This window comes from Thermococcus sp. (genome assembly GCF_015523185.1).
In the GTDB taxonomy this organism is placed as follows: Archaea; Methanobacteriota_B; Thermococci; order Thermococcales; family Thermococcaceae; genus Thermococcus.
The window spans coordinates 1-21951 of the sequence record NZ_WAKV01000018.1 but is presented as its reverse complement, the minus strand read 5'-3'; the positions used below and the strand labels follow the sequence as shown (position 1 = coordinate 21951).

Genomic DNA, 21951 nt, shown 5'->3' with positions numbered 1-21951 from the left:
AGTACCAGCCGACCAAGTTAGCGGCCGACGAGGGTCTCTTTAAGACAGAGACGGGGGCACCTATGGTTGTCTTCGGTATCGTTGACGAGAAGAACCAGCAGGTGAAGTACGCAATAGAGATTCCAAAGCTCCTAAGCTGGCTGGCTTTCGGTGACTGGAACGCTAAAGTTCTAGGACTGCATGATGCGGCCAAGTACGTCTGGTACCAGCAGGTCCTCAACAACCCGAACTACGCAAACGAGAAGGTCAAGAAGCAGGTGGTTGACAGTATAATGAAGGCCTACGGCGTTAATCCGAACGACCCCAACGCCAACGAGAAGATGGTCAAGGTCCTTGAGGATGCCCTTCCGGTTGCCTTCATGTTCTACGCTTACCGCGTCATGGTCGGCCTTGGAACGCTTTTCATCCTGATAGGCCTCGTGGGAGTTCTACTGCTCCTCCTCGGCAAGCTCTACGATGCCAGATGGTTCCTCAAGGTACTGGTTGTTACAGTTCCGCTCCCGTGGCTGGCTGGAGAGGCTGGCTGGTTCACCCATGAGGTTGGAAGACAGCCATGGATGGTCTGGGGCATGGTGACGGTCAACAACGGTGCTTCGCCAAACGTCTCAACGACCAGCGTGCTGATAACCCTCATCGGCTTCGTCGTGGTCTACAGCATACTGTTCTACATCTGGCTCCACTTCGTCAGGAAGCTCATTAGGGAAGGACCGGAACCGGTTGAGGGCGATGTCACGTCAAAACCAGCTCCGGCCGTTAGTGTTGCGGGAGGTGGTCAGTGATGGACTACGCGACAGCTTGGTTTTACTTTTCCGCCTTCCTCCTTGGAATGTACCTTGCCTTTGACGGTTTCGACCTTGGAATAGGAACGTTGCTGGCCTTCATCAAAAACCAGAAGGACAGGGACGTACTAATCAACACAATCGCCCCTGTCTGGGACGGCAACGAGGTCTGGTTCATCACCTGGGGTGCGGGAATATTCGCGATGTGGCCGGCCCTATACGCGACGCTCTTCAGCACGTTCTACCTAGCGGTCTGGTTACTAGCGTTCCTGTTCATTTTCAGGGCAGTCGGCTTCGAGTTCAGGAACAAGAACAAGGAACTCTGGGACAAGCTGTTCGCCCTAGTCAGCGCCCTCATCCCGCTCGTCATTGGAGTCATAGTGGGCAACCTCATCATGGGCATACCCATAGACGCCGAGGGCTTCCACGGCTCGCTCCTGACGCTCTTCAGACCATATCCGCTGATAGTGGGCCTCTTCGTGCTCTTCGCGGTGCTCTGGCACGGGGCTAACTGGGGCGTCTACAAGACCACCGGAAAGCTTCAGGAGGAACTCAGGGGCTATGCCTTCAAGTTCTGGCTCCTCACGGTGGTCTTCCTCCTGCTGACAGTGATTGGCATGAAAATCTGGGCACCGCTCAGGTTCGAGAGGCTCATGACCCCGCTTGGCCTTGGGCTCACGCTAGTAATCCTCGTTGCAGGATTACTCGATGGTTACCTCATCAAGAAAGGTGCCGAGAAGCTGGCCTTCTACATCAGCTGGCTCGCATTCCCACTGGTGGTCTACCTAGTCTACTACAGCATGTACCCGTACTGGGTCATCTCCACCACCGACCCGAACTTCAGGCTCAGCATCCACGACTTAGCCGCTTCTCCTCTGACCCTCCAGGCGGTCCTCGGTGTCTCAGTGATCTTGGCAATAATCATCATGACATACACCCTCTACGTTTACAAGATGTTCGGCGGTAAGGTCACCGAAGCGGAAGGCTACTACTGAGTTCTTTTTCCTTCTTTTGATATTCGAACTTTTTTAGGGAAAAGTTTATAATTCGTTACAGCTAAGTTTCTTTTGGTAACCAGAGACGGTGGTCGAAATGCACCGAGGCAAATCTAAGGGCTCCTGGCCATATGATAAAAAGCCAGTTTTGGTTTTCTGGGAAACCACCAAAGCCTGCCAGCTTAAGTGCAAGCACTGTAGGGCGGAAGCTATCATTCAAGCCCTTCCCGGCGAACTAACAACAGAGGAAGGGAAGAAACTGATAGACTCACTCACTGAATTTGGAAGGCCCTACCCAATCTTAATCCTAACGGGTGGAGACCCCCTCATGAGAAAGGACATCTTCGACCTTATCGAATACGCAACTGAAAAGGGTATTCGCGTTGGTTTGGCTCCGGCCGTAACTCCACTCCTCACGGAGGATACGATTGATAAAATCGTCGAGCACGGCGTTAAGGCTGTAAGCATAAGCCTTGACAGTCCCTTCCAGGAGGTTCATGATTCCATAAGAGGCATCGAGGGGACGTGGGAGAGAACTGTCTGGTCGATAAAGGAGTTCCTCAAGCGAGACGTTGCAGTCCAAGTGAACACCGTCGTTATGCGCGAGACCCTTGAAGGCTTACCAGAGATGGTCAAGCTGTTGAAAGAGCTGGGCGTTGAAATCTGGGAGGTCTTCTACCTCGTTCCAACCGGCAGGGGCAACTTCAAGAACGATTTGAATCCGGAAGAGTGGGAAGACGTTACCCATTTCCTCTACGAGGCATCGAAGCATCTCCTCGTCAGAACAACAGAGGGGCCGATGTTCAGGAGAGTTGCCATCATGAGGAAGGCCCTAGAAGAGAAAGGCCTCGAGCCGGATAAGGTTCTGAAGCCAGGAGAGCTTTACTTCCGGCTGAAGCGCAGGTTGGTTGAACTCCTCGGAGAGGGTGGAGAGGCGAGAGCACAGACTATGGGAACGCGCGACGGGAAGGGTATAGTATTCATCGCCTACAACGGAAACGTCTATCCAAGTGGCTTCTTGCCCTATAGCGTGGGCAACGTGAGGGAGGAGAGCCTAGTTGAGATTTACAGGGAGAGCGAACTCATGAGAAAGCTCCGCTCGGCCGACTTCAAAGGACGGTGCGGTGCCTGTGAGTTTAAAGAGATATGCGGTGGGAGCAGAGCAAGGGCTTACGCTTACCATATAGACCCACTAGCCGAAGACCCGGCCTGTCCCTACGAGCCAGGTTCCTACCTCAGGCTCGCTCAAGAGTTTGGATTAGACTTCCCCATTGGCACCTTTGGAGAGCAGAAACCGGTTTGAGGTGGTTGGAATGAAGTGGAAAGCGGTTTTACTCGTCGGAATCCTGCTGGTTTCGGTTCTCGGTGCTGGCTGCATTGGAAGTTCGAACACCTCCACAACGGCAACCCCCACCCAAAAGGAAGTAACCGTCAAGGACTTAGTTGGGAGAAGCGTAACCGTGAAGGTTCCCGTCCAGAGAGCGGTAATCCTGTCAACTTCGGCCCTTGAGATGGTCCAGCTCCTCAACGCGAGCAATCAGGTCGTTGGAATCCCAGCGGAGGCAAGGGGAGATGCCTTCCTCAGTGCGGAACTGAAGAACAAAACCGTCGTTGGTAAGATGCTTAAGATAGACGACTGGGAGAAGGTTTTGGCATTAAAGCCCGACCTCATCGTGAACCTCTACCTCAAGAAGTTCTATGACGTTGACGAATTCCTCAACAGGTCGGCAAGCTACGGGATTCCTGTGATAATGCTCCGCGAGGATAAGCTTGAGGACATTCCGAAGGCCGTTTCTCTACTTGGGAAACTCTTCGGGAAGGAGAAGGAAGCCAGAGCCTTCGAGGAATACTTCAACGAGCAGGTGGCCGAGGTTAAGGCGATAGCCTCGAAGATACCGGCAGAGGACAGAAAGAAGGTAGTGATGATACAGCCGATAATGGGGAAGTATTACCTCGTCAACGGCAACGACGTTTTAGCTCAGGCGGTAAGGCTTGTCGGTGGGGACTACATGGTGAACATCACCTTCAACGGTTACACACCGGTTAGGGTGCCGATGGACAAGGAGAAGATAATCGCCAGCTACAAGGACGCGGACGTGATAATCCTTCTAACAAGTGCAGTAACGCCGTACGAGAAGATTGAGGAGCTTAAAAAGGAGATTCTGAGCGACGATGCGTGGAGGCAGATAAAGGCTGTCCGTGAGGGCAACGTCATAATACTGAGGGCCGATATGGGGAAAGATTCCTTCCTCCGGTGGAGCCCGAGGATGGCCGTCGGAATATGGGTCATCGGAAAGGCAGTCTATCCCAACTACTACCCCAGCTGGGAGGACAAAGCTAAGGAGTTCCTCCAGAAGTTCTATCCCTTCCTCTCCTAATTTCCATTTTGGGGTGGAAGAATGATAGCGGTCTTTCCGGCAAGCCTCGCGGAAATCGTCAAGCTGGTTGGAAATGGAGGCGAAATAGCTGGGGTAAACGAGGAAGTCAAACTCGATTACTGCCTGCCGGAGCTGGAGGACAGGCCAGTTATTGGCAAATACCTCAAGAGGACGAAGAAAACATACTGGGACGTTCTGGAGGGAATAAAGCCGAAACTAATCCTCGACTTCAGGGTTGAGAACCTTCACTCATCGGGCGAGCTGTATTCCTTTTCCGAACGGATTGGCGCCGATGTTCTTCTACTCGACTTTTTAAGAGTTGAGGACCTCGTTGAAGGGAGCAGACTGATAGCCGAAAAAACCAGCGGAGACTTCTCAAAGCTCGGAGAGTTTTACAATAAGCATATGTCCAGAATAGCCGAGGTCTCGGAGTCACTGGGAGAAAAGCCGAAGGTGGTTATGCTCTACCGCGGGATAAACGTCATAACTGGGACAAACGTAATAAGCGACGCGGTCGAGAAGGCCCACGCCGAGAGCCTCGGGAAGAGACTGAGAACGGAAAGGAAGGTCTATCCCCTTAAAAAGGAGGATTTCATCAGGCGTTTCAGCGATGCTGACCATATATTCCTTTTGACGAGCGTTCTGACAAACCGGGAGAGGCTCGAAGGGATAAGGGACGAGATGCTTGACTCGGCGGAATGGAGAAGGGTTAAAGCCGTTGATAGAGGCAACGTTCACATAGCTGGCTCGGCTTTAGACAGGGAAAGCTTTATGCGCTGGAGTCCCCGCTTAATTCCGGGAATCTACCAGATTGGAAGGCTCGTCCACGGGAAGGACTTTCCGGACTGGAGAAAGCCCGCGAAAGAGCTTTACAGCCTCTGTGGTGTTGAGGAATGAGAAGGCTGGCCCTCATAATCCTGCCATCACTCGCGGTATTCCTCGGAATCTTCGTGGGGAGTTATCCAACCAATCCCCTTCACCTAACTCCGGGAGCCGTAACGATAATCCGGGAAATCAGACTTCCAAGGACTTTGATGGGCATCTCCGCGGGAATAGCTCTCTCGTTGGGTGGCATGACCCTGCAGGCCGTTTTTCGAAATCCCCTGGTTGACACCTACATCCTAGGCGTTTCCTCTGGAGTGGCCCTAGGTGCGGCAATAGCCGTTGCCTTTTTGCCCTTCGCCGGCCTTGCTCCGCTCGCGCTCCTCTTCGGCCTCTTAGCTGTTTTCCTCGCCTACTGGATGGCGAGGATAAACGGTAGAGTTTCCACAGTTTCCCTGATTCTCGCGGGGATAATCATTACTGCCCTCTTCTCGGCTCTTCTTTCGCTCCTCGAACTCCTCCTTCCGAGCGAGAGTTTGTCGGCTCTTGTGGTATGGCTGATGGGCAGTCTCTCAAACGCAGACTGGAGAACAGTGGCCTACTCCTTCCCCGGAGTTCTCACACTTGCTCTTCTCCTCTTCCTCCTCCGCTGGAACCTCAACGCGATGAGCTTGGGCGATGAGGCAGAGCTTTTGGGCCTGAACATTCACCTCTGGAGGGGTCTTTTCGTTTTTATATCAGCCTTAATGACTACTTTCGTTGTTTCTTTCACGGGGATAATCGGCTGGGTTGGATTAATGGTTCCCCACATGGCAAGGATGCTCGTCGGCCCGGAGCACTCAAAGCTCATCCCCGCGACAATCTCAATCGGAATAACCGTGATGGTTCTGGCTGATGTCGTTGTGAGGCTCCTCCCCGGTGATGTTCCTGTTGGGATAATAACGACTCTGGTAGGGGTTCCATTCTTCGGTTATCTGCTGAGAAAAACAGGGGGTGGATGGAGTTGAGGATTCTCATCGTTTACACAACCCGTTATGGAACGACAGAAAAGGCTGTCAATCTGGTTAAAAAGCTCTTCGAGGAGAGAAATCATAAGGTTGAAGTTGCCCATGTTGAAGAAAACCTATCGCCCGTTAATTACGACCTTGTCGTCATGGCTGCTCCCGTTTACCGTGACGGTCCGCACTGGGATTTGATGGAGTGGGTTGAGAAACACAGGGGAGAGCTTGAGGACGTTCCGAAGGTGTTCTTCCTGGTGGCCATGCATTTAGCGGGTTCTGTCTTCATGGGAAAGCTTCACGGAGGAATAGCCTACGCTCAGCCATTGATAGAGGCCTTCGAGATTCCGCCCTTCTACGGGACGCTTATTGGAGGAGAGATAGACCCGGATAAGCTGAGCGAGGAAGACAGGAGGAAGATGGTCAGGTTCTACGCAGTTCTCGGTGAAAAGCTTGAGAAGAAAAGCCTTTTCAATGAGAATGACATCGAAGCGTTCGTGAGGAGGGTTTTACTCTACTACGAATGGTTCGGGAAGCACTTCAAACGAGGCGAGGTCGAAAAGGCCAAAAACTTCGATTTCATGGAAAAGGTGAGGGAGCTTGAGAGGACTATGGGCTGAGGAAGTATCTTACTCCTACGGGGACTTCAGGATAGATGGGGTTAACCTTAAGGTTAATCCCGGTGAGCTGGTAGCTTTAATAGGGCCAAACGGAGCTGGAAAGAGCACATTGCTTAAGTTAATCTACGGAACGCTGAAGCCCTATAAAGGGCGGGTTTTGGTTGATGGGAGAGACATCCACAGGCTTTCACCAGGGGAGAGGGCCAAGCTTCTTGGCTTCATTCCTCAAAATCATGTTCCAACGTTCCCCTTCAAAGTTCTTGACTTCGTACTCCTCGGGGCTACTCCAGAACTGGGGCCGTTTGGCACTCCGGGCAAGAAGCACAGGGGAAAAGCCCGGGAACTTCTCAAAACGTTTGGCCTCGACTCCTACGCAGAAAAGCCCTACACCTCGCTGAGTGGGGGTCAGATAAGGCTCCTCCTGACGGCAAGGGCCTTGATGACATCGCCCAGATACCTCCTCCTCGACGAGCCGACGAGTGAGCTCGATTTGAAAAACGCCCTCCTCGTCCTGCAAACTGTGAAGAAGCTTGCGAGGGAAGGCGTTGGTGTTCTTTTAGTTATACACGACCCCAACTTAGCCTACCTCTTCGCCGACAGGCTCGTTCTGATGAGGGACGGAAGGATAATCGCCCAGGGAAAGCCGGATGAAGTCTTTGATGAGATGCTTTTAAGTGAGGCCTACGGAATAGAGCTTGAACTTATAGACTGCTCTGGTGAGACCGTTTTAAGGCCGAGGTTAGAGGTGTGAGCGATGAAGGACATGCGAGATTATCTCGACTGGCTTGAAAGAAAGGGCGAGCTTATCCGCGTTGAGGAGGAGCTTTCACCGGAGCTTGAGATTCCGGCCTTTCTGAGGAAGGTCATGTACGAAAAGAAGGGGGCCGTTCTCTTTGAGAGGGTTAAAGGCCATCCAGAGTGGAAGGCTGTTGGAAACCTCTTCACGAGCGTTGGAACCCTTAGAGAAGCCCTTGGTGTTAGCAAACTTGAGGAAATCGGCGAGAGGCCACTCAAACTCTTAGAGGGCATTCCGCTCGGCCTTTCTGACAAGCTCTCCTCCCTCGGAAGGCTGAAGGAGATTAGAACCTACCTCCCAAAAATCGTGAGAAAGGCGGAGTTCACGAAAAATGTAATCGAAGAAGAGCCATTGAACTTCATTCCAGCATTTAAGACGTGGCCAAAAGATGCCTCCCGCTATTTGACATATCCTCTCATCTGCTTCTCAGACCCAAAGGGAGTGAACTCAATCAGCGTTTACCGCGTTATGCTCCTCGATGGCAGGAGGGGAGTTGTCCACTGGCAGGTTCACAAGCGCGGAAGCCAGGCCTGGCGGGACTACCTTGAGAGGAACGACGGAAGAATGCCGGTGGCAATAGCGATAGGCTCTGACGTAGGAACCCTTCTAACGGCCGTCTCTCCGGTTCCCTATCCCATGGACAAGCTTCTCTTCGCAGGCTTTGTGAGGGGGAAAGGGCTTGAACTCTACCGCCTACCCAACGGCGTCCTCGTTCCGGCAAACGCTGAGGCAGTCATAGAGGGCTACGTTGACGTTAACGAGCTGAGCGAAGAGGGGCCCTTTGGAGACCACTTCGGCTTCTACGACAAACCAAGCGAGAGGAACGAGTTTTACCCTGTCTTCCACGCCGAAAGGTTGTATTACCGCGACGGCCCGATTTACTATGGTTCGGTCGTCGGGAAGCCACCTCTTGAGGATGCCGTCATCGGGAAAGCCATCGAGAGGATTTTCCTCCCGCTGATGAGGATGGTTCTGCCTGAAGTGGTTGACGTAAACTTCCCGGAGTACGGCGTCTTTCAAGGAGTGGCAATAGTTTCGATAAAGAAGCGTTATCCGGGTCAGGGCAAGAAAGTTCTCAATGCCCTCTGGGGAACGGGACAGATGGCGCTGACCAAGGTTATAATCGTCGTCAGCGAGGACATTAACGTCCACGACATAAACCAGGTCATCTGGGCGGTAGCTTCCTTCGTAAACCCAGAGAGAGACGTTTTGGTAATCCCGAACGCACACACAGACGCCCTTGACCCAGCGGTTCCAACCCCACCCCTTGGGAGTAAGCTGGGAATAGACGCTACGAGAAAGCTCCCGCTGGAGATGAACGGAAGAACCGTTGAGGAAGTTGAGGAGGCCCCCGAAGTCATTAGGAGGCTCGAAGAGCTTTTCAGAAAGTATCTGGGTGGTTGAGATGACCTTTGACCCCGGTGAAGTCAGTAAAGCAAGCAGGTTCCACGCCCTCATGAGGCTCGTCAGGATAGAGCACACGCTCTTCAGCCTGCCGTATGCTTATGCCGGAGCGCTCCTAAGCGGTTTCCATGTTACTTGGAGGGAAATAATACTCATGAGCCTCGCCCTCCTCGGGTTGAGGACAGCGGCTTTAGCCTACAACAACATAGCAGACATGGACATAGACAGTCTGAACCCGAGGACATGGAACAGGCCCCTGATTAAGGGAGCTGTAAAAATCAGCGACGCCTGGTGGCTCGTTGTTGTAGGCTCGGTTCTCTACTTTGTCTCGGCCGTTCTGCTAAACATCTGGACAGCTTTGCTCAGCCCGATTCCCTGGGTTCTGGCCCTCGCCTATCCCCAGAGCAAGAGGAAGCACAGCTTCCCGCATCTGCACCTCGGCCTAACCCTAGCCATGGCGGTAGCTGGAGGGACGATAGCCGTTGCTGGAAACGCTTCACTGGTTGAGGCCCTTCTGAGGATTCCGTGGGCCTTCTTCTTTGGGGTTCTCTTCTGGGTAGCGGGCTTCGACACAATCTACGCCCTCATGGACTACGAGTTTGATGTTAAGCATGGCGTTGGGAGCATCCCGGCAAGATTCGGGATAAAGAAGGCCCTTGACATCGCTTTGGTCTTCCACCTGGTAGCTATAGTCCTCTTTGGCCTTGCGATTCCCCTTTACGGTCTCGGATGGGTTTACCTTGCTGGATGGCTCGTTGCGAGCGTTCTAATCCTCTACGAGAACTATCTCGCCAGAAAAAGCCTTGAAAACGTTCCGAAGGCCTTCAACCTGAACATACCAATTGGGTTAATCCTTACGCTCTCCGCTATAGCGGACAAACTGCTTGGGGGGGTTTGAATGAGGCGCCTAATTGCGTTGCTCCTCGTTGGCCTTGTCGTTTTAACCGCGGGATGTGTAGGGTCAAACTCCACGGAAACAACGAGCACAGCTGAGCTCCCAACGGTGAAAGCGGCTACCCTGCTGGGAGGAATAAGCACGCTGGACATAATGCAGGCCAAGGGCTTCGACGAGAAGAACGGCTTCCACGTTAAGGTTCTCCGTCTGGCCAAAACGCCGGACATAATAGCGGCTCTTGAGAAGGGTGAGACTGACTTCGCGGTAATTCCTGCTGAGATGGCAGCGAAGTTAGCTCAGAGTGGCGTTGACATAAAAATCATCGGGGTTGACATGTTCCAAAACCAAGCCATAATTGGGAGGGAAAAGATGAATCCTGAAGACCTTAGAGGTAAGAAGATTGGGGCCGTCGTTGCCTCGGGCACGTTCAAGCTCTTTCAGGCTTATATGAAGGTGCTCTACAACATAACGCCGAATGACTACACCGTTGTTAACGTCCCGCCCGGCTCAATCGAGGACTCTCTGAAAGACGTTGACGCAGTTGTCATCTGGGAGCCGATGGTGAGCCAACTCATAGTCAAAAACTACACCGTGATAGCGACGTTCTCCAAGCTGTGGGATGAAGCGGACGACGAGGACATAGTTGAGGGCCCTCCTGTCATGCTCGTCTGGGTCGTTCGCGGAGACTTCCTCAAAAAGCACAGAGAACTCGTCGATGCCTTCATAAAAGCTCAGCTGGAGAGCGCTAACTACTGGAAGGAACACCCCGAGGAGACAAAGAAAATACTCGGAAACCTCTACCATCTCGACGAAAAAACCCTAAATATACTCTACTCCCGGACAGAGGTCAACGACGATGAACTCGACGAGGACCTCATCAAGGGAATCAAGAGCGAGTGGTATCTTGCTTACCTCGGGGGTTATCTGAAAAAGAACCCCGAAAACCTCGACATATTCTACAGGGGCTGAAGATGAAGCGTGGATGGCTTTATCTCTTCCTTTTTGCAGTGGGTTCGTGGGTGGCTCTTGCGAGGCTGTATTCCACGCTAATCCCCGGAATAGGTGAAACACTCTCCTTCTACTCGAAGGTTGGCTATGGTTTGGTTCTCAAATCCCTCCTCCTAACGCTCTACCACAGCCTTTCGGGCTTTCTCATAGCCTTAGGTCTAACGGGAGGTGCTATACTGCTAGCGCTCTACTCCTCAGAGTTCCGGGCATTTTTAAGTGCTTTAAACGTTTTCATCCAGAGCGTTTCCGTTCTAGTGTGGACGATAATCTTCATAATGCTCTTCGGCGTTACAAGCACAATTGCCCCAATCCTCGTTACAGCGATGGCATCTTTTCCTGCCCTTCTCTCCGCTGGAATAAGTTCGAGCGAAAACCTTCTCGAAAAATACCGTCCACTCGTAGTTCTCCTCAGACCATCGAAGCTTCAGCTTTACAGACACTTCATAGTCCCAGGAACCCTCCCGGAGATGGTATCGGCGAGTAGAATAGCGATAGGCATCGCCCTTAGGATAAGCGTCGTTGCCGAGGCCTTCGGCTCGGCCGGCGGAATAGGCTACCAGCTCGTTTACTCCTACGACCTTGGGATTAAGGCGGGTGTTTTTGCGTGGGCACTCCTCCTTGTGATACTTATGATAACGGTAGACCAGCTCGTTCTGAGGAGGCTTGAACTATGGGTGAGACGCTGGTACTGGTAAGGAATCTGAAAAAATCCTTCAACGGCGAGAAAATCCTCGGTGAGATAGACCTCGATGTTAAGTGGGGCGAAGTTGTGGGCATAGTCGGGCCGAACGGGACAGGGAAAAGCACCCTCGTGAAGATTTTAGCCGGCGTTGAAAAGCCCGATTCCGGCGAGGTCTCGGTTAAAGGAAAGCTCTCGGTCGTTTATCAGGAGGACTACCTCCTCCCATGGAAGAGGCTCCGCGACAATATCTGCCTCGGTTTGAGGTTCAGGGAGAGAGAATGCAAACTAGTAGCTATTGCCAAAAGGCTCGGCATAGAGGAATTCCTTGATAGATACCCCAAGGATGTCAGCGGGGGAACACGAAGGAAAGTGGCAATAGCAAGGGCTTTACTCCTCGATTTCGACGTCCTGATTTTGGATGAACCCTTTACAGGACTAGACGAGAACTCTAAGGAAACACTTATTTCAATAATTATGGAATTAGCCAATTCTGGAAAAGCTGTTTTGGTGGTCTCGCACCAGCTTGAGGAGCTTTTTAGAGTCGCCCACAGGGTTTATGTCCTCGGAGGAAGGCCAGCAACCGTTAAGAAAATCCTGCGGAGGGAGGAACTTGGTAAGGGAGCTCTTTAACAGCATAGCCGAGCGCTATGATTTAGTTAACAGGCTCACAACTCTTGGCCTCGATAAGAGGTGGCGGAGAAAGGCCTGTGAAATAGCCCTTACCTACGTAGACGTCAAAAAACCGCGCATTCTGGACGTTGCCTGCGGAACCGGGGATATGATAATGTGTATGAGGAAAAGGCTTGAGAGGAGAGGCATCCCGGCCAAATTCTACGGTCTGGACTGCAGTGAGCGAATGCTAGAAATAGCGAAGAAAAAGGTCCCCTTCGCGGAGCTTAAGGTGGGAAACGCCGAGGAGATTCTCTTCCCAGATGGGAGCTTTGACTTGGTGAGTGTAGCCTTCGGCCTGAGAAACTTCTCCGACAGGGAGAAAGCCATCGGAGAAATCCACCGTGTTTTAAAGCGGAGGGGAATTCTCCTCATCTTGGAGTTTTCCAGAAGTGAGAGTCTTCTCGGAAAACTGACGTGGTTCTATACAAGGAGCGTCGTTCCCATCATTGGAGGGATTTTAACGGGCAACAGAGAGGCTTATAACCATCTATGGCGTTCCATAGAGGCCTTTCCTTCCCCAGAGGAGCTTTCGATGGAGTTTGAGAAAAGAGGCTTTAAAGTGCTCACAATGGAGTGGTTCTTCCCAAGGATAGCCTTTGTCATGGTTCTGGAGAAGGTTTAGCGACCAAAATCCTGACGGCCCCGTTTACAAGGTTCTTCTCCTCAATGACCTCAAAGCCGTTTCTCCTGAGGAGTTCCCCAATATCAATCCTGAAATCCGTTCCGGTTATTTTACTAGTCAACGAGCTTAGTCCTCTCAAAAAATTCCAGAAGACTGGGTTTCTCGTCGGAGAGCATTCCATCGTGAGAAGAAGTCCATCGGGCTTTAGAACACGCTTTATCTCACTCAAAACCCTCTCCTTTTCCGGGACGACGCAGAGGAAGAAGGTGGAAACGGCGGTGTCGAAGCTCTCATCGGGGAATGGCAGGGAGCGGGCATCCCCCCTTAAGAGCTTTACTTTGGCCGGGCTTTTCTTCCTCTCAGCTTTCTTTAACATACCCTCACTAACGTCAATCCCAATAACTTCAACGTCTTCGCGGTAAAGTGGAAGGTTTAACCCGGTTCCGACGCCGAGCTCTATAACCTTACCATAGGCCTTGCCAATTAACTCCCTTCTAGCCTTTCTTATCCCGGTCGGCTTTTCGAGGAGGGTGTTTATTGGTTCGTAGACATAACTCGCTAAATTGTATCTCATCTCAACCCCTCCGCCGTCCAGAAGAGCGACTCTTCAAGTGGCCTGAGGCTCCCAAGAATTTCCAGGGCGTGGTTTTGGGTGCAAACGTTGTCTTCCAGTGCCATGAGGAAGGACTTATCAACCTTCCCGAGTGCCTTCGCTATTGTCCTCGGAAACGGAAGGAGAAGTACCCTTTTTCTTGCCCTTTTGAGAACGTTACCAACCAGCTCCCCAAGGGGAACGACTTCATTACCGCAGGCGTTGAAGGTTCCGTTTTTTGAGTCGATGAGTCTGAAGTAGAGCTCCGCAAGGTCCCTCAGGTCTATGGGCTGGACCCTTGCAGTCACCTTTGGAAAAACCCTGAACCTCAAGGCCTGTCGAAAAATCCTCTGACCGGGCCCGAGGACGAGGGAAGGCCTGACTATCGCGTGGCTTTTAACCTTTCTCACAGCTTTCTCACCGAGGGCCTTCGTTCTGAAGTAAGGTATCCCGGAGTTTTCATCCGCCCCAAAGGCGCTCGTGTGGATTAACCTTGCCTTTATCTCTTCCGCGCCGATGGAGATGAGCTTTGGGATTTCAACGTGGGCCGTAGCATAGTCCCCCTTCAAAACGCCGATGAAGTTGATAACCACGTCGGGGTTCAACCTGGATATAAGACCCGGTATCTCCTCCGGGTTACTGAATCTTACCTGCCTGAATTTCGACTTCCCTGGTTTTCTCACTGCCAGAACAACCTCGTCAACCGAAGAAAGACGGGAAGAAACAAAAGAGCCCACAAAGCCCGTCCCGCCGAAGACGAGAATCACATCAGACACCTTGGGTCATAAGGTTCCTGAGCTGGGCCTTTCTCGCTCCCAATTCCCTGTCCAGCATGAATATCCCTTGAGAATGGTCGCCGATGAGCCTCAGTTTGTCCACTATGGATTTTGTCGTTGCCTCCTCCTCTACCTGCTCCTCAACGAACCACTGGAGAAACTGCTCGGTGGCGTAGTCGTTCTCCTCTCTGGCCAGCTTCACCAGCTTGAATATAGACTGAGTAACCCCGACCTCGTGGAGGTAGACAGCCTCAAAGGCCTTCAGCGGGCTTTCGAAGTCCTCCTTGGGCTTTTCAAGTCTCTCAAGCTCGACCTTTCCACCGCGGTCGAAGATGTAGTCGTAAAACTTCATCGCGTGGCCGAGCTCTTCCTCCGCCTGGGCCTCCATCCAGCTCGCGAAGCCATCAAGGTTCTGGGCCTTAAAATACGAGGCCACCGCAAGGTAGAAGTAAGCTGAGAAAAGCTCCTTGTTAAGCTGTTCGTTAAGGGCCTTGAGCATTCTTTCGCTCAGCATGGTATCACCTCACTTCTTTTTTGTTTTCGAACCTTATAAGTTTATCTATCGAACCATCAAAAAGTGCCTGTCATAATGTGTGCATTTGGGTATTTGCTTGACGTTTTCTTTCAAAACACACCTTTGTGTAGTCGAACTGTCAAGATTTTCGCCCGTTTTCTACAGACTTTCGTCGTTCTGTCAGTTGAATTTTAGGTTAGTCTATCAAAAGTTCATTAGGGAAACCGAAAAAGTTATATTCTCCAACATCACTGGTCATAATCGAGAACAAACCCACAGAAGTGGGTAAGGAGGTGATGTGAAATGGCGAAGACAACCTTTGAGGAGGAAATCTATCTGAGAGCTTTGACTGGAAGGCTCGTTGGAAAGGCCCTCGCCGACCTTGGACTCAATAAGGTTGCTGTAGTTGCCAGCAAGAACATAATATGCTCCAGCATCGCCACTGCCACCGAGGCGACCTTCATAACCCTCAGCGGGGGAGTTACCTACCACTTCCTGGCGGAGAAGGGCAAGGAGGCAGAGATAGCGGAGCGCGTCAAGGCCTTTGGCCCGCAGGTCACAGTTCTCCAGTTTGGCGGTGAGACACCGATAGAAGAAACTAAGGAGATATTCGTCGAGACCCTCAGGCAGTTCGCCGAGAAGGACGTTCCCGGAGCGTTCGTCGTCCATGTCAGGATATTCGCAGCTGGCGGCCTCACCAAGGCCCTTGAGGACGAGAAGATAAAGGAGTACCTGAGCAAGAAGGACCTCTTCGTCTACACCGTCGGCTTCGACGAGGGCAAGGTCTACGTCAACAAGATAGTCCTCGATGGCACCGAGATAAAGCTGGAGAAGATAGCGGAGTACCAGGTTACACTGGAGCACGCCGACTTGCTCAACCGCTCCCTCAAGGACAGGAGCGTTACCTTCGCCTGATTTTCATTATTTTCCACATCATCAGGCTGAACAACGCCGTTCCAAGCACGAATCCGTAGACTACAACATTTCCCTTCTTTCTGGGAAGAGTTTCGCAGAGGGAAAGCCTGTTTTTAAAAGCCTCGGTGAAGTTGAGAACTTCCAGCGTTCTTCCATCGTAGTAGAGAACCCTAACCTCACTCCAGTTCAGGGGAGCGTCGAACCTCATCGGGCGGGTGTAGATTAGAAAGCCGTAACCTAAGGAGACCGCCTTCAGGGTGACGTTTGGGGGAAGGTTAATGGACAGGTTCCCGGGTAACTCTATCGTATAAGTGAGATTTTTTAGCGGGGGCAGTTCGATTGAACCTGCTGGGGTTATCCCGACGATTTGAAGCGTAGAGCCCTTCAGAATCACGGGGTAGGATTTTGATTTGAGCGAGACGTTAGAGCAGGGGCACAGCTCCCCTTTGATTTTCTCTGAAATCGTGACGTTTTCCACAACGCAGGGCCCCTTGGGATAAATCACCCTCCCGTCGCTCAGGTACCAGTGACCGTCGTGGAAGACGTAGAGCAGGTCATACGCTCCAGTAGTGTTTCCGAGATAGTAGAGCCTCCCGCCCTTGAAGTAGAAGTAGTAGTCACCGACCATACTCGGAGTCGGCAGGCCGGACATCCCCGGACCAAGGGCGTCCCAGGAGAGGTCTATAATCGCATCGTCCTCGCCAGTTTTGATAAAGGGGTAAAAGGTGCAGTATTCATTTGGCGCGAGAATTGGGTGGGGACCGCAGGTGGAACCGGTGGCGTATGTCAGAGGAGTGGCAACGAAAAGCATGACCCATAAGATGGGGAGAGCCGTTTTCCAGTTCATGACGTTGGATTAGACTGATGATTAAAAGCCCTTTCCTTTCCCCATTTCTGTCCAGTAAGGCCTTTAAGCGGTTAAGGTTACTCTTCTCGGTGTCGCTATGAAGGTTAAGATAATCCTCGGAACGGGAAGAGATGGAAGGGAAAGCGAGAGAGTTGCAAAATATCTCACAGAAAAAGCGAGGGAGCTTGGGTTTGAGAGCGAGCTGATAGACGTTAGGGATTACCCGCTCTGCTACACCCACCGCTGGAAGGTCCCGCCGGAGGTGGAGAGATACAGAAAAAAGATTATCGAGGCCGATGCCCTCGTCATCGTTGCCCCCGAGTACAACGGCGGTTTTCCAGGGGAGCTCAAAATCCTGCTTGATACTCTCTTTGAAGAGTACGAGGGGCTTCCTGTTGGTATCGTCACCGTTTCGAGTGTCACCGGTGGAGCGAGGCTCCTCCAGGAGCTCAAGCTCCTCGCAACGAACTACAGAATGTTGCCCATCTCATGGGTGCTGTTCTACAACGTCGGCGAGCTCTTCGATGGGAAAGAGCTCAAGGACGAAAAGTACCGTGAAAGGGTTGAGAGGTTCTTTGGAAGGCTTAAGAAATACGCCCTGGCCCTGAAACCCATACGAGATGAGGTCCGGAGGGGGCTCCAATGAGGGTTTTCAAAGTCCCAAGGGAACCCGGGGCTGGAGGAACTATAATTCTGGCGATGATTGGGGGCTTAATTTTGAGCCACGCAGACTGGAAGGGCTGGCTAATTGGAATAAGCGTCGCGCTCATCACGTTCTTCACCTTCGACTACGCCTTCGACTCCTACCGCTCCTGGCGGATGGGGGGAATGGCCTTCGCCCTTGGCCTTAACGGGCTGGCATACCTCCTTCCTGCCTTGTACTGGTTTGGAAAGGGCATCCTTGAGCCGTCCACAGACAATCCCCTTTTAATCCCGCTTGGCGTTATTGGTGTCCTCTTCGCGCTCCACTTCACGTTCTCCAGAAAGAAGGGCTGGAAAAACCCTGTAACCTACGCTCTCGGCAACCTCCTTCCGGCGGTGCCCGCTTTGTTCGCTCCAGCCGTCTCTGGAAGGCCCTTCAACTACGACGTCCTTGTCTTCTGGTTCCTTCTCGCTTATTACGAGGCCATTGGGGCGGCCTACGTCGAGACAAAGCTAGCCTTCAGGAAGTTTCCGAAGAAGTATCCGCTTATAGCCTGGCTTCCGGCCTTTCTCGTGGTTCTCTACAACCCCTACCTTGTTCTAGCTCTTATAGAACCGACGGTGAGGCTTGTCAGAAACCTCAGGGACAGCACGTACGTCGCCAAAATTGACGACATCAAAAGGCTCGGCTGGAGCGTTTTCGGGAGCGTGATGCTTCTATACACAATAACCTTAGCGGTGCTCTACCTGACGTGATGAAAATGCCCTTCAATCCGGCCTTCGCGGACCAGCTTGACAGCCCCGAGAGGAGAAGGGCCCTCCCGATAAAGGAGATACTGCGCTACATCCTCTCCCTTCCGGTCGGGAGGGAAGTTGCTGTTGATATTGGAGCGGGAACAGGTTATCTGACAATTCCTCTTTCATGGGTCTTCAGGAAGGTCTACGCGGTCGAGGCCAATCCCAAGATGGCCAAACTCTTAGAAAAGAGGCTGAGCGAGAGGGGAATTACAAACGTTGAGGTAATTATCTCGGAAAAACCTCCTGAAATCAGTGAAAGACCTGACCTTGTGTCCTTTTCCCTCTCGCTCCATGAAATTGAAGGGTGGAAAAATTACCTCTACTGGTCCTCAAGAGCGGAATACATCCTTATAATAGAGTGGTGTGTGGATTCCCCAAAGGGCCCGCCAAGGGAGGAGAAAATCCCGAGGGAAGAGCTCATAAATCTAAAGGGCTTTAAGCTGGTTCTCTCTCGGGTCAGGTTTCCCTACTACCTTGTCATACTAAGAACCGGCTCGATTTAGGTAAAAATAGTCTGAATAAAGGTAAGTTTTGTGAAAACCTTTTTAGCTTAGATTCTCGAAATTTTTACGGTGATTTCAATGGTGAACGTCAGGGTTGAAAAGCTCTGCACAGACCCGGAGCTCTACATAATCAGGGTTGACGATGATGATATTAAGTACTTCGAAGCAACGTGGGACATCCCGGAGGGCATAACCTACAACGCCTACCTCATGAAGCTCGATAACGCCGTTGTACTTTTTGATACAGTGAAAGCCGACTACGCAGACCTCTTTCTCGATGCTCTGAAAAAGCTCATCGACCCGAAGGGGATAACTCATGTCATAGTCCATCACACCGAGCCAGACCACAGCGGAGCGTTGCCAAAGCTCCTCGAGGAGAACGGCTACAGAGCTCAGGTGATAGGTACTACCTTCGCGAGGAACCTTCTCCAAGGCTTCTACGGTGAGGAGGTCGTTAAGAACTTCAAAATTGTCAAGGATGGCGAGGAGATGAAGATAGGAGGAAAGACCTTCCGCTTCATAACGGTTCCGTGGCTCCACTGGCCGGACACCATGATAACCTACGTCGTGGAAGACAGGTTAATATTCAGCTGTGACGCCGGCGGTGGCTATGGCATTCCTGAGACGATAGACGACAGCGACGAGAAGGTAATCGAGGAGTATCTGCCCTATGTCACCAAATACATCGTTACTGTTATAGGGCACTACCACAAGTATATTGTCCAGAACATTAACAAGCTTAAAAAGCTCGGCATAGTTGACGACGCGAAGATGATTCTGCCCGGCCATGGCCTTGCATGGTGCAAGAACCCGAGGAGGATTTTCGAATACTACGAGCGCGTCGGTGCGGGCGTTCCGACCAAGGATAAGGTTCTGGTTGTCTATGATTCCATGTACGGCTTCGTCGAGAGGAGGATGGAGATAGTAATTGATGAACTCAAGAAGCTCGGCAAGAAGCCGGTTGTCTACCGCTTCACCGACAAAGAAGCGCCGGCCGTTAGCGATATCCTTGGGGAAGTGCCGGACAGCGAGGCGATAATCATGGGGGCATCGACCTATGAGGCTGAGATACACCCACGCATAAGATATGCCCTCTTTGAGATACTTGACAAGGCCAATTACGAGAAGCCCGTTCTAATCGTCGGTGCCTTCGGCTGGGGCGGAGTTGCGGCGAAGAAAATAGAGACGCTGATAAGCAGGAGCAAGTTCGATTTGGTTGAAACAGTTGAGAGTAAGGGAAGACCGACCAAGGAAGACGAAGAGAGGCTCAGAGAAGCCGTGAGGAAGCTCGTCGAGTGGGCTGGTTGAATTTTCTCTATTTTCATGGAAGGCTTTTTAACACCCTTACAACTTCCTCCCCGTCCTTCAAATAGACCAGCGTCGGGACGTTAAGAACATCAAAGCAATCCGAGGTTGTTCCCTTCTCGGCGTTGATGTGGCAGTCCTTATCTCTAGAGAACTACAGCATGGTCTTTCCACTTTCAAAGTCAAACTTTCCGTCGTACTTGACTATTATCTCAGCCACCCCAAATCTTTGCCCTTTTCAGAAGGAGCGAGTTCATGACGACACTCACGCTGCTTATGTTCATGGCTCAAGCTGCTCATTTGAGCCTGAACTCTACGCCAAAGAGAATAAAGGTGAGACCTCCGCGAATGGTATGAACCCAAATCGTGTTGTAGAACATCGCCCAGAAGATGTTCTGCTTTATCTTCACCAGTATCTCTTGGCTCAGCTTGTTGACTTGAAATCTCCACCAGGAGCTTCATGCCGCCTACCAAGACCATTCTCTTCCACCCACAAACACTCTAACCCCTTTGCCAGTTATTGTCTAAACTCCATTGGTTCCTCAAGTCCAAGGTCGAGTTCCTGAGCCTTTCTCACGATAGCATCTCCAAGCGGGTGTCCAGAGCGCTTCCCCATAGAGGAAACGAGCTTCAGTGGTTTCTTTTCGTCTATGCCAAGGATAACACTGATTAGCCACCTCGGGCTTTTCTTCTTTAGTTAGCGTTCCGCTTGTGATGCTAGTTTTTCACAGACCTCTTTGGCCTTTATCTCCGCGTTCACCGCTATCTCAAAAACTTCCCTGCCGGTTACCTCTACAAGAATCATCTCACCCTAAGTTTGTAGTTCCCACATATTAACCTTTTGGGTTGGAACTGTGTAACGGTGAACATTAATGGAAAATTATATAAGGTTGCTTAACGAATCGACACTTGATAAACATCAAAACTTACGGGAGCTGATAGGATGGCTGAGTTTAGGGGTGAGGTCTCCATAGTCCTGGGCGGAGTGGCCGGTCAGGGCATCCAGACGGTCGAGGAGATACTGACCCATGCCCTCAAAAGGTCAGGATACCACGTCTACGCTAACAAGGAGTACATGTCGAGGATTCGAGGCGGGATAAACACCACCGAGATTAGGGTCTCCTCGAAGCCTGTAAGGGCCTTCGTGAAGAGGATAGACATCCTGGTTCCGTTCAAGCGGGGCGTTCTTACATGGGTAAAGGACAGGCTGAGTGAAAGCACTGTAGTTCTTGGCGAGAGGGAGAACGTCGAAGAGACGTTCTTGGACAAAGTCAACCTCGTCGAGGTTCCGCTCACGAAGATGGCCCTCGAAACCGGGAGCCAGCTCTACCTCAACACGACGGCAGCTGGCTTGATACTCGGCCTCTTCCACGGTGATTTCAAGGCGGTCGAGGAGTACATAAGGAAGCGCTTTGAGAGCAAGGGCGAGAACGTCGTGAAGAAGAATATCGAAGCCGCTAAGAAGGGCTACGAGCTGGGAGTTAAGCTCTGCGAAGAGGGAACCATAGCGGTTGATGTTGAAAGAGACGAGAAGGTCAAAGATGACGTTCTTCTAACTGGCACGGAGGCGGTAGGAATAGGCGCTTTGGCAGGAGGAATGAACTTCCTGAGCTTCTACCCGATGAGTCCGTCAACCGGGGTTTCCACCTTTGCTGCCCAGAAAGCGGAGGAGTTCGAGATAGTGGTTGAGCAGGTCGAGGACGAGATTTCCGCCATAAACATGGCATTAGGAGCCTGGTACGCTGGGGCGAGGGCAATAACAAGCACTTCCGGCGGCGGCTTTGCGCTCATGAGCGAAGCGCTCAGCTTAGCCGGAATGGCCGAGAACCCTGTGGTAATCCACCTCGCCCAGAGGCCGGGGCCCGCTACCGGTTTACCAACGAGGACTATGCAGGGTGATTTAAACCTCGTCCTCCATACGGGCCACGGCGACTTCCCGAGGATAATTTTAGCTCCGGGAAGCCTTGAGGAGGCCTTCTACCTCACTGCGGAGGCCTTCAACTTGGCTGACAAATACCAGGTGCCCGTGATAATCATGACCGACCAGTACTTTGTCGATACTTACTACAACCTTCCGGCCCCTGATGCTGGCAAGGTGAAGTTCGAGCGCCACATAGTAGAGGCCAAGCCCGGTTACAGGAGGTACGAGCCGACTGAGAACGGAATCCCGCCGAGGGCCGTTCCGGGCTACGGCGAGGAGGTCGTGATAGCCAACGGGAACGAGCACGACGAGTGGGGTGACATAACCGAGGATGCCGAGCTGACAGTAAAAATGCAGGAGAAGAGGGCCATCAAAAAGCTCGAGACCATAAAGAGGAACGCTCCACTTCCAAAGCTGATTGGAAAAGAAAACGCCGAATACCTCGTGGTGAGCTGGGGTTCTACCTT

Annotated in this window: 24 protein-coding genes; 20 read left to right on the top strand and 4 right to left on the bottom strand. The window is 51.9% G+C overall.

The features are described 5' to 3' along the window. The 14 genes from F7B33_RS01845 to F7B33_RS01780 all read left to right on the top strand — a co-directional run. Positions 1-779: cytochrome ubiquinol oxidase subunit I (locus F7B33_RS01845; RefSeq protein ID WP_297072812.1), on the top strand; the 779-nt coding region annotated here is incomplete at its 5' end. Continuing rightward, positions 779-1774 (top strand): cytochrome d ubiquinol oxidase subunit II, encoded by a 996-nt coding sequence (cydB, locus tag F7B33_RS01840; protein WP_297072810.1) that lies wholly within the window; start codon positions 779-781, stop codon positions 1772-1774. The genes F7B33_RS01845 and cydB, both read left to right, overlap by 1 nt. Positions 1775-1871: 97 nt before the next feature. Beyond that, complete coding sequence (locus F7B33_RS01835) at positions 1872-3077, top strand: TIGR04053 family radical SAM/SPASM domain-containing protein (protein ID WP_297072808.1); 1206 nt, start codon at positions 1872-1874, stop codon at positions 3075-3077. Between the two features lie 10 nt (positions 3078-3087). Further along, positions 3088-4152 (top strand): ABC transporter substrate-binding protein, encoded by a 1065-nt coding sequence (locus tag F7B33_RS01830; RefSeq protein WP_297072806.1) that lies wholly within the window; start codon positions 3088-3090, stop codon positions 4150-4152. A 21-nt stretch (positions 4153-4173) separates the two neighbouring features. Beyond that, positions 4174-5049, top strand: a complete 876-nt coding sequence (locus F7B33_RS01825; RefSeq protein WP_297072804.1) for a hypothetical protein — start codon at positions 4174-4176, stop codon at positions 5047-5049. Then, positions 5046-5981: an iron ABC transporter permease gene (locus F7B33_RS01820; protein ID WP_297063168.1), complete on the top strand. Its 936-nt coding sequence runs from the start codon at positions 5046-5048 to the stop codon at positions 5979-5981. Before F7B33_RS01825 ends, F7B33_RS01820 begins: the two co-directional genes overlap by 4 nt. Then, positions 5978-6592: a flavodoxin domain-containing protein gene (locus F7B33_RS01815; protein WP_297063166.1), complete on the top strand. Its 615-nt coding sequence runs from the start codon at positions 5978-5980 to the stop codon at positions 6590-6592. The genes F7B33_RS01820 and F7B33_RS01815 overlap by 4 nt, the downstream gene beginning before the upstream one ends. After that, positions 6573-7343, top strand: coding sequence for an ABC transporter ATP-binding protein (locus tag F7B33_RS01810; RefSeq protein ID WP_297072802.1), 771 nt, complete (start codon positions 6573-6575; stop codon positions 7341-7343). Before F7B33_RS01815 ends, F7B33_RS01810 begins: the two co-directional genes overlap by 20 nt. Before the next feature lie 3 nt (positions 7344-7346). After that, entirely contained in the window at positions 7347-8792 is a 1446-nt protein-coding gene (locus F7B33_RS01805) for a UbiD family decarboxylase (protein WP_297063162.1), read from the top strand. A 1-nt stretch (position 8793) separates the two neighbouring features. Then, positions 8794-9690 (top strand): 4-hydroxybenzoate octaprenyltransferase, encoded by an 897-nt coding sequence (locus F7B33_RS01800; protein ID WP_297072815.1) that lies wholly within the window; start codon positions 8794-8796, stop codon positions 9688-9690. Beyond that, positions 9691-10656 (top strand): ABC transporter substrate-binding protein, encoded by a 966-nt coding sequence (locus tag F7B33_RS01795; protein ID WP_297072800.1) that lies wholly within the window; start codon positions 9691-9693, stop codon positions 10654-10656. Positions 10657-10658: 2 nt separating this feature from the next. After that, positions 10659-11390, top strand: coding sequence for an ABC transporter permease (locus tag F7B33_RS01790; protein WP_297063157.1), 732 nt, complete (start codon positions 10659-10661; stop codon positions 11388-11390). Beyond that, a complete protein-coding gene (locus F7B33_RS01785) occupies positions 11366-12007 on the top strand; it encodes an ATP-binding cassette domain-containing protein (protein WP_297063155.1) in 642 nt (213 codons plus the stop codon). Before F7B33_RS01790 ends, F7B33_RS01785 begins: the two co-directional genes overlap by 25 nt. Beyond that, complete coding sequence (locus F7B33_RS01780) at positions 11988-12671, top strand: ubiquinone/menaquinone biosynthesis methyltransferase (protein WP_297063153.1); 684 nt, start codon at positions 11988-11990, stop codon at positions 12669-12671. Before F7B33_RS01785 ends, F7B33_RS01780 begins: the two co-directional genes overlap by 20 nt. Here the strand turns inward: F7B33_RS01780 and F7B33_RS01775 are convergent. From F7B33_RS01775 to F7B33_RS01765, 3 genes are read right to left on the bottom strand one after another with little or no spacing between them, the layout of a single operon-like run. Next, positions 12649-13245 (bottom strand): class I SAM-dependent methyltransferase, encoded by a 597-nt coding sequence (locus tag F7B33_RS01775; protein WP_297063151.1) that lies wholly within the window; start codon positions 13243-13245, stop codon positions 12649-12651. The two genes, F7B33_RS01780 and F7B33_RS01775, sit on opposite strands and share 23 nt — an antisense overlap. Continuing rightward, positions 13242-14030, bottom strand: coding sequence for a sugar nucleotide-binding protein (locus F7B33_RS01770; protein ID WP_297072798.1), 789 nt, complete (start codon positions 14028-14030; stop codon positions 13242-13244). Before F7B33_RS01770 ends, F7B33_RS01775 begins: the two co-directional genes overlap by 4 nt. Position 14031: 1 nt before the next feature. Then, positions 14032-14553, bottom strand: coding sequence for a ferritin (locus F7B33_RS01765; protein WP_297072797.1), 522 nt, complete (start codon positions 14551-14553; stop codon positions 14032-14034). 303 nt (positions 14554-14856) lie between these two features. On the opposite strand from F7B33_RS01765, the gene F7B33_RS01760 reads away from it, so the two are divergent. Further along, positions 14857-15468, top strand: coding sequence for a hypothetical protein (locus F7B33_RS01760; protein ID WP_297063146.1), 612 nt, complete (start codon positions 14857-14859; stop codon positions 15466-15468). Here F7B33_RS01760 and F7B33_RS01755 read toward each other — a convergent pair. Continuing rightward, the gene (locus tag F7B33_RS01755) at positions 15455-16315 is read right to left on the bottom strand and encodes a hypothetical protein (protein ID WP_297072795.1); all 861 of its coding nucleotides are present in this window, start codon (positions 16313-16315) and stop codon (positions 15455-15457) included. The two genes, F7B33_RS01760 and F7B33_RS01755, sit on opposite strands and share 14 nt — an antisense overlap. A 97-nt stretch (positions 16316-16412) precedes the next feature. Here F7B33_RS01755 and F7B33_RS01750 point away from each other — a divergent pair, with 97 nt between their 5' ends. The 5 genes from F7B33_RS01750 to F7B33_RS01730 all read left to right on the top strand — a co-directional run. Next, positions 16413-16961: an NAD(P)H-dependent oxidoreductase gene (locus tag F7B33_RS01750; protein ID WP_297063142.1), complete on the top strand. Its 549-nt coding sequence runs from the start codon at positions 16413-16415 to the stop codon at positions 16959-16961. Continuing rightward, complete coding sequence (locus F7B33_RS01745; RefSeq protein WP_297072793.1) at positions 16958-17713, top strand: hypothetical protein; 756 nt, start codon at positions 16958-16960, stop codon at positions 17711-17713. The genes F7B33_RS01750 and F7B33_RS01745 overlap by 4 nt, the downstream gene beginning before the upstream one ends. Continuing rightward, positions 17713-18258: a methyltransferase domain-containing protein gene (locus F7B33_RS01740; RefSeq protein ID WP_297072791.1), complete on the top strand. Its 546-nt coding sequence runs from the start codon at positions 17713-17715 to the stop codon at positions 18256-18258. The genes F7B33_RS01745 and F7B33_RS01740 overlap by 1 nt, the downstream gene beginning before the upstream one ends. 78 nt (positions 18259-18336) lie before the next feature. After that, positions 18337-19566, top strand: a complete 1230-nt coding sequence (locus F7B33_RS01735) for an FprA family A-type flavoprotein (RefSeq protein ID WP_297072813.1) — start codon at positions 18337-18339, stop codon at positions 19564-19566. A gap of 940 nt (positions 19567-20506) precedes the next feature. After that, positions 20507-21951: 2-oxoacid:acceptor oxidoreductase subunit alpha (locus F7B33_RS01730; protein ID WP_297072789.1), on the top strand; the 1445-nt coding region annotated here is incomplete at its 3' end.

What these genes read in the sequence shown, in the direction of transcription:
- cydB (WP_297072810.1), top strand. Translation starts at nt 779, where the DNA reads ATGGACTACGCGACAGCTTGGTTTTACTTTTCCGCCTTCCTCCTTGGA.
- F7B33_RS01835 (WP_297072808.1), top strand. Translation starts at nt 1,872, where the DNA reads ATGCACCGAGGCAAATCTAAGGGCTCCTGGCCATATGATAAAAAGCCA.
- F7B33_RS01830 (WP_297072806.1), top strand. Translation starts at nt 3,088, where the DNA reads ATGAAGTGGAAAGCGGTTTTACTCGTCGGAATCCTGCTGGTTTCGGTT.
- F7B33_RS01825 (WP_297072804.1), top strand. Translation starts at nt 4,174, where the DNA reads ATGATAGCGGTCTTTCCGGCAAGCCTCGCGGAAATCGTCAAGCTGGTT.
- F7B33_RS01820 (WP_297063168.1), top strand. Translation starts at nt 5,046, where the DNA reads ATGAGAAGGCTGGCCCTCATAATCCTGCCATCACTCGCGGTATTCCTC.
- F7B33_RS01805 (WP_297063162.1), top strand. Translation starts at nt 7,347, where the DNA reads ATGAAGGACATGCGAGATTATCTCGACTGGCTTGAAAGAAAGGGCGAG.
- F7B33_RS01800 (WP_297072815.1), top strand. Translation starts at nt 8,794, where the DNA reads ATGACCTTTGACCCCGGTGAAGTCAGTAAAGCAAGCAGGTTCCACGCC.
- F7B33_RS01795 (WP_297072800.1), top strand. Translation starts at nt 9,691, where the DNA reads ATGAGGCGCCTAATTGCGTTGCTCCTCGTTGGCCTTGTCGTTTTAACC.
- F7B33_RS01790 (WP_297063157.1), top strand. Translation starts at nt 10,659, where the DNA reads ATGAAGCGTGGATGGCTTTATCTCTTCCTTTTTGCAGTGGGTTCGTGG.
- F7B33_RS01785 (WP_297063155.1), top strand. Translation starts at nt 11,366, where the DNA reads ATGGGTGAGACGCTGGTACTGGTAAGGAATCTGAAAAAATCCTTCAAC.
- F7B33_RS01775 (WP_297063151.1), bottom strand. Translation starts at nt 13,245, where the DNA reads ATGAGATACAATTTAGCGAGTTATGTCTACGAACCAATAAACACCCTC.
- F7B33_RS01765 (WP_297072797.1), bottom strand. Translation starts at nt 14,553, where the DNA reads ATGCTGAGCGAAAGAATGCTCAAGGCCCTTAACGAACAGCTTAACAAG.
- F7B33_RS01760 (WP_297063146.1), top strand. Translation starts at nt 14,857, where the DNA reads ATGGCGAAGACAACCTTTGAGGAGGAAATCTATCTGAGAGCTTTGACT.
- F7B33_RS01755 (WP_297072795.1), bottom strand. Translation starts at nt 16,315, where the DNA reads ATGAACTGGAAAACGGCTCTCCCCATCTTATGGGTCATGCTTTTCGTT.
- F7B33_RS01750 (WP_297063142.1), top strand. Translation starts at nt 16,413, where the DNA reads ATGAAGGTTAAGATAATCCTCGGAACGGGAAGAGATGGAAGGGAAAGC.
- F7B33_RS01745 (WP_297072793.1), top strand. Translation starts at nt 16,958, where the DNA reads ATGAGGGTTTTCAAAGTCCCAAGGGAACCCGGGGCTGGAGGAACTATA.
- F7B33_RS01740 (WP_297072791.1), top strand. Translation starts at nt 17,713, where the DNA reads ATGAAAATGCCCTTCAATCCGGCCTTCGCGGACCAGCTTGACAGCCCC.
- F7B33_RS01735 (WP_297072813.1), top strand. Translation starts at nt 18,337, where the DNA reads ATGGTGAACGTCAGGGTTGAAAAGCTCTGCACAGACCCGGAGCTCTAC.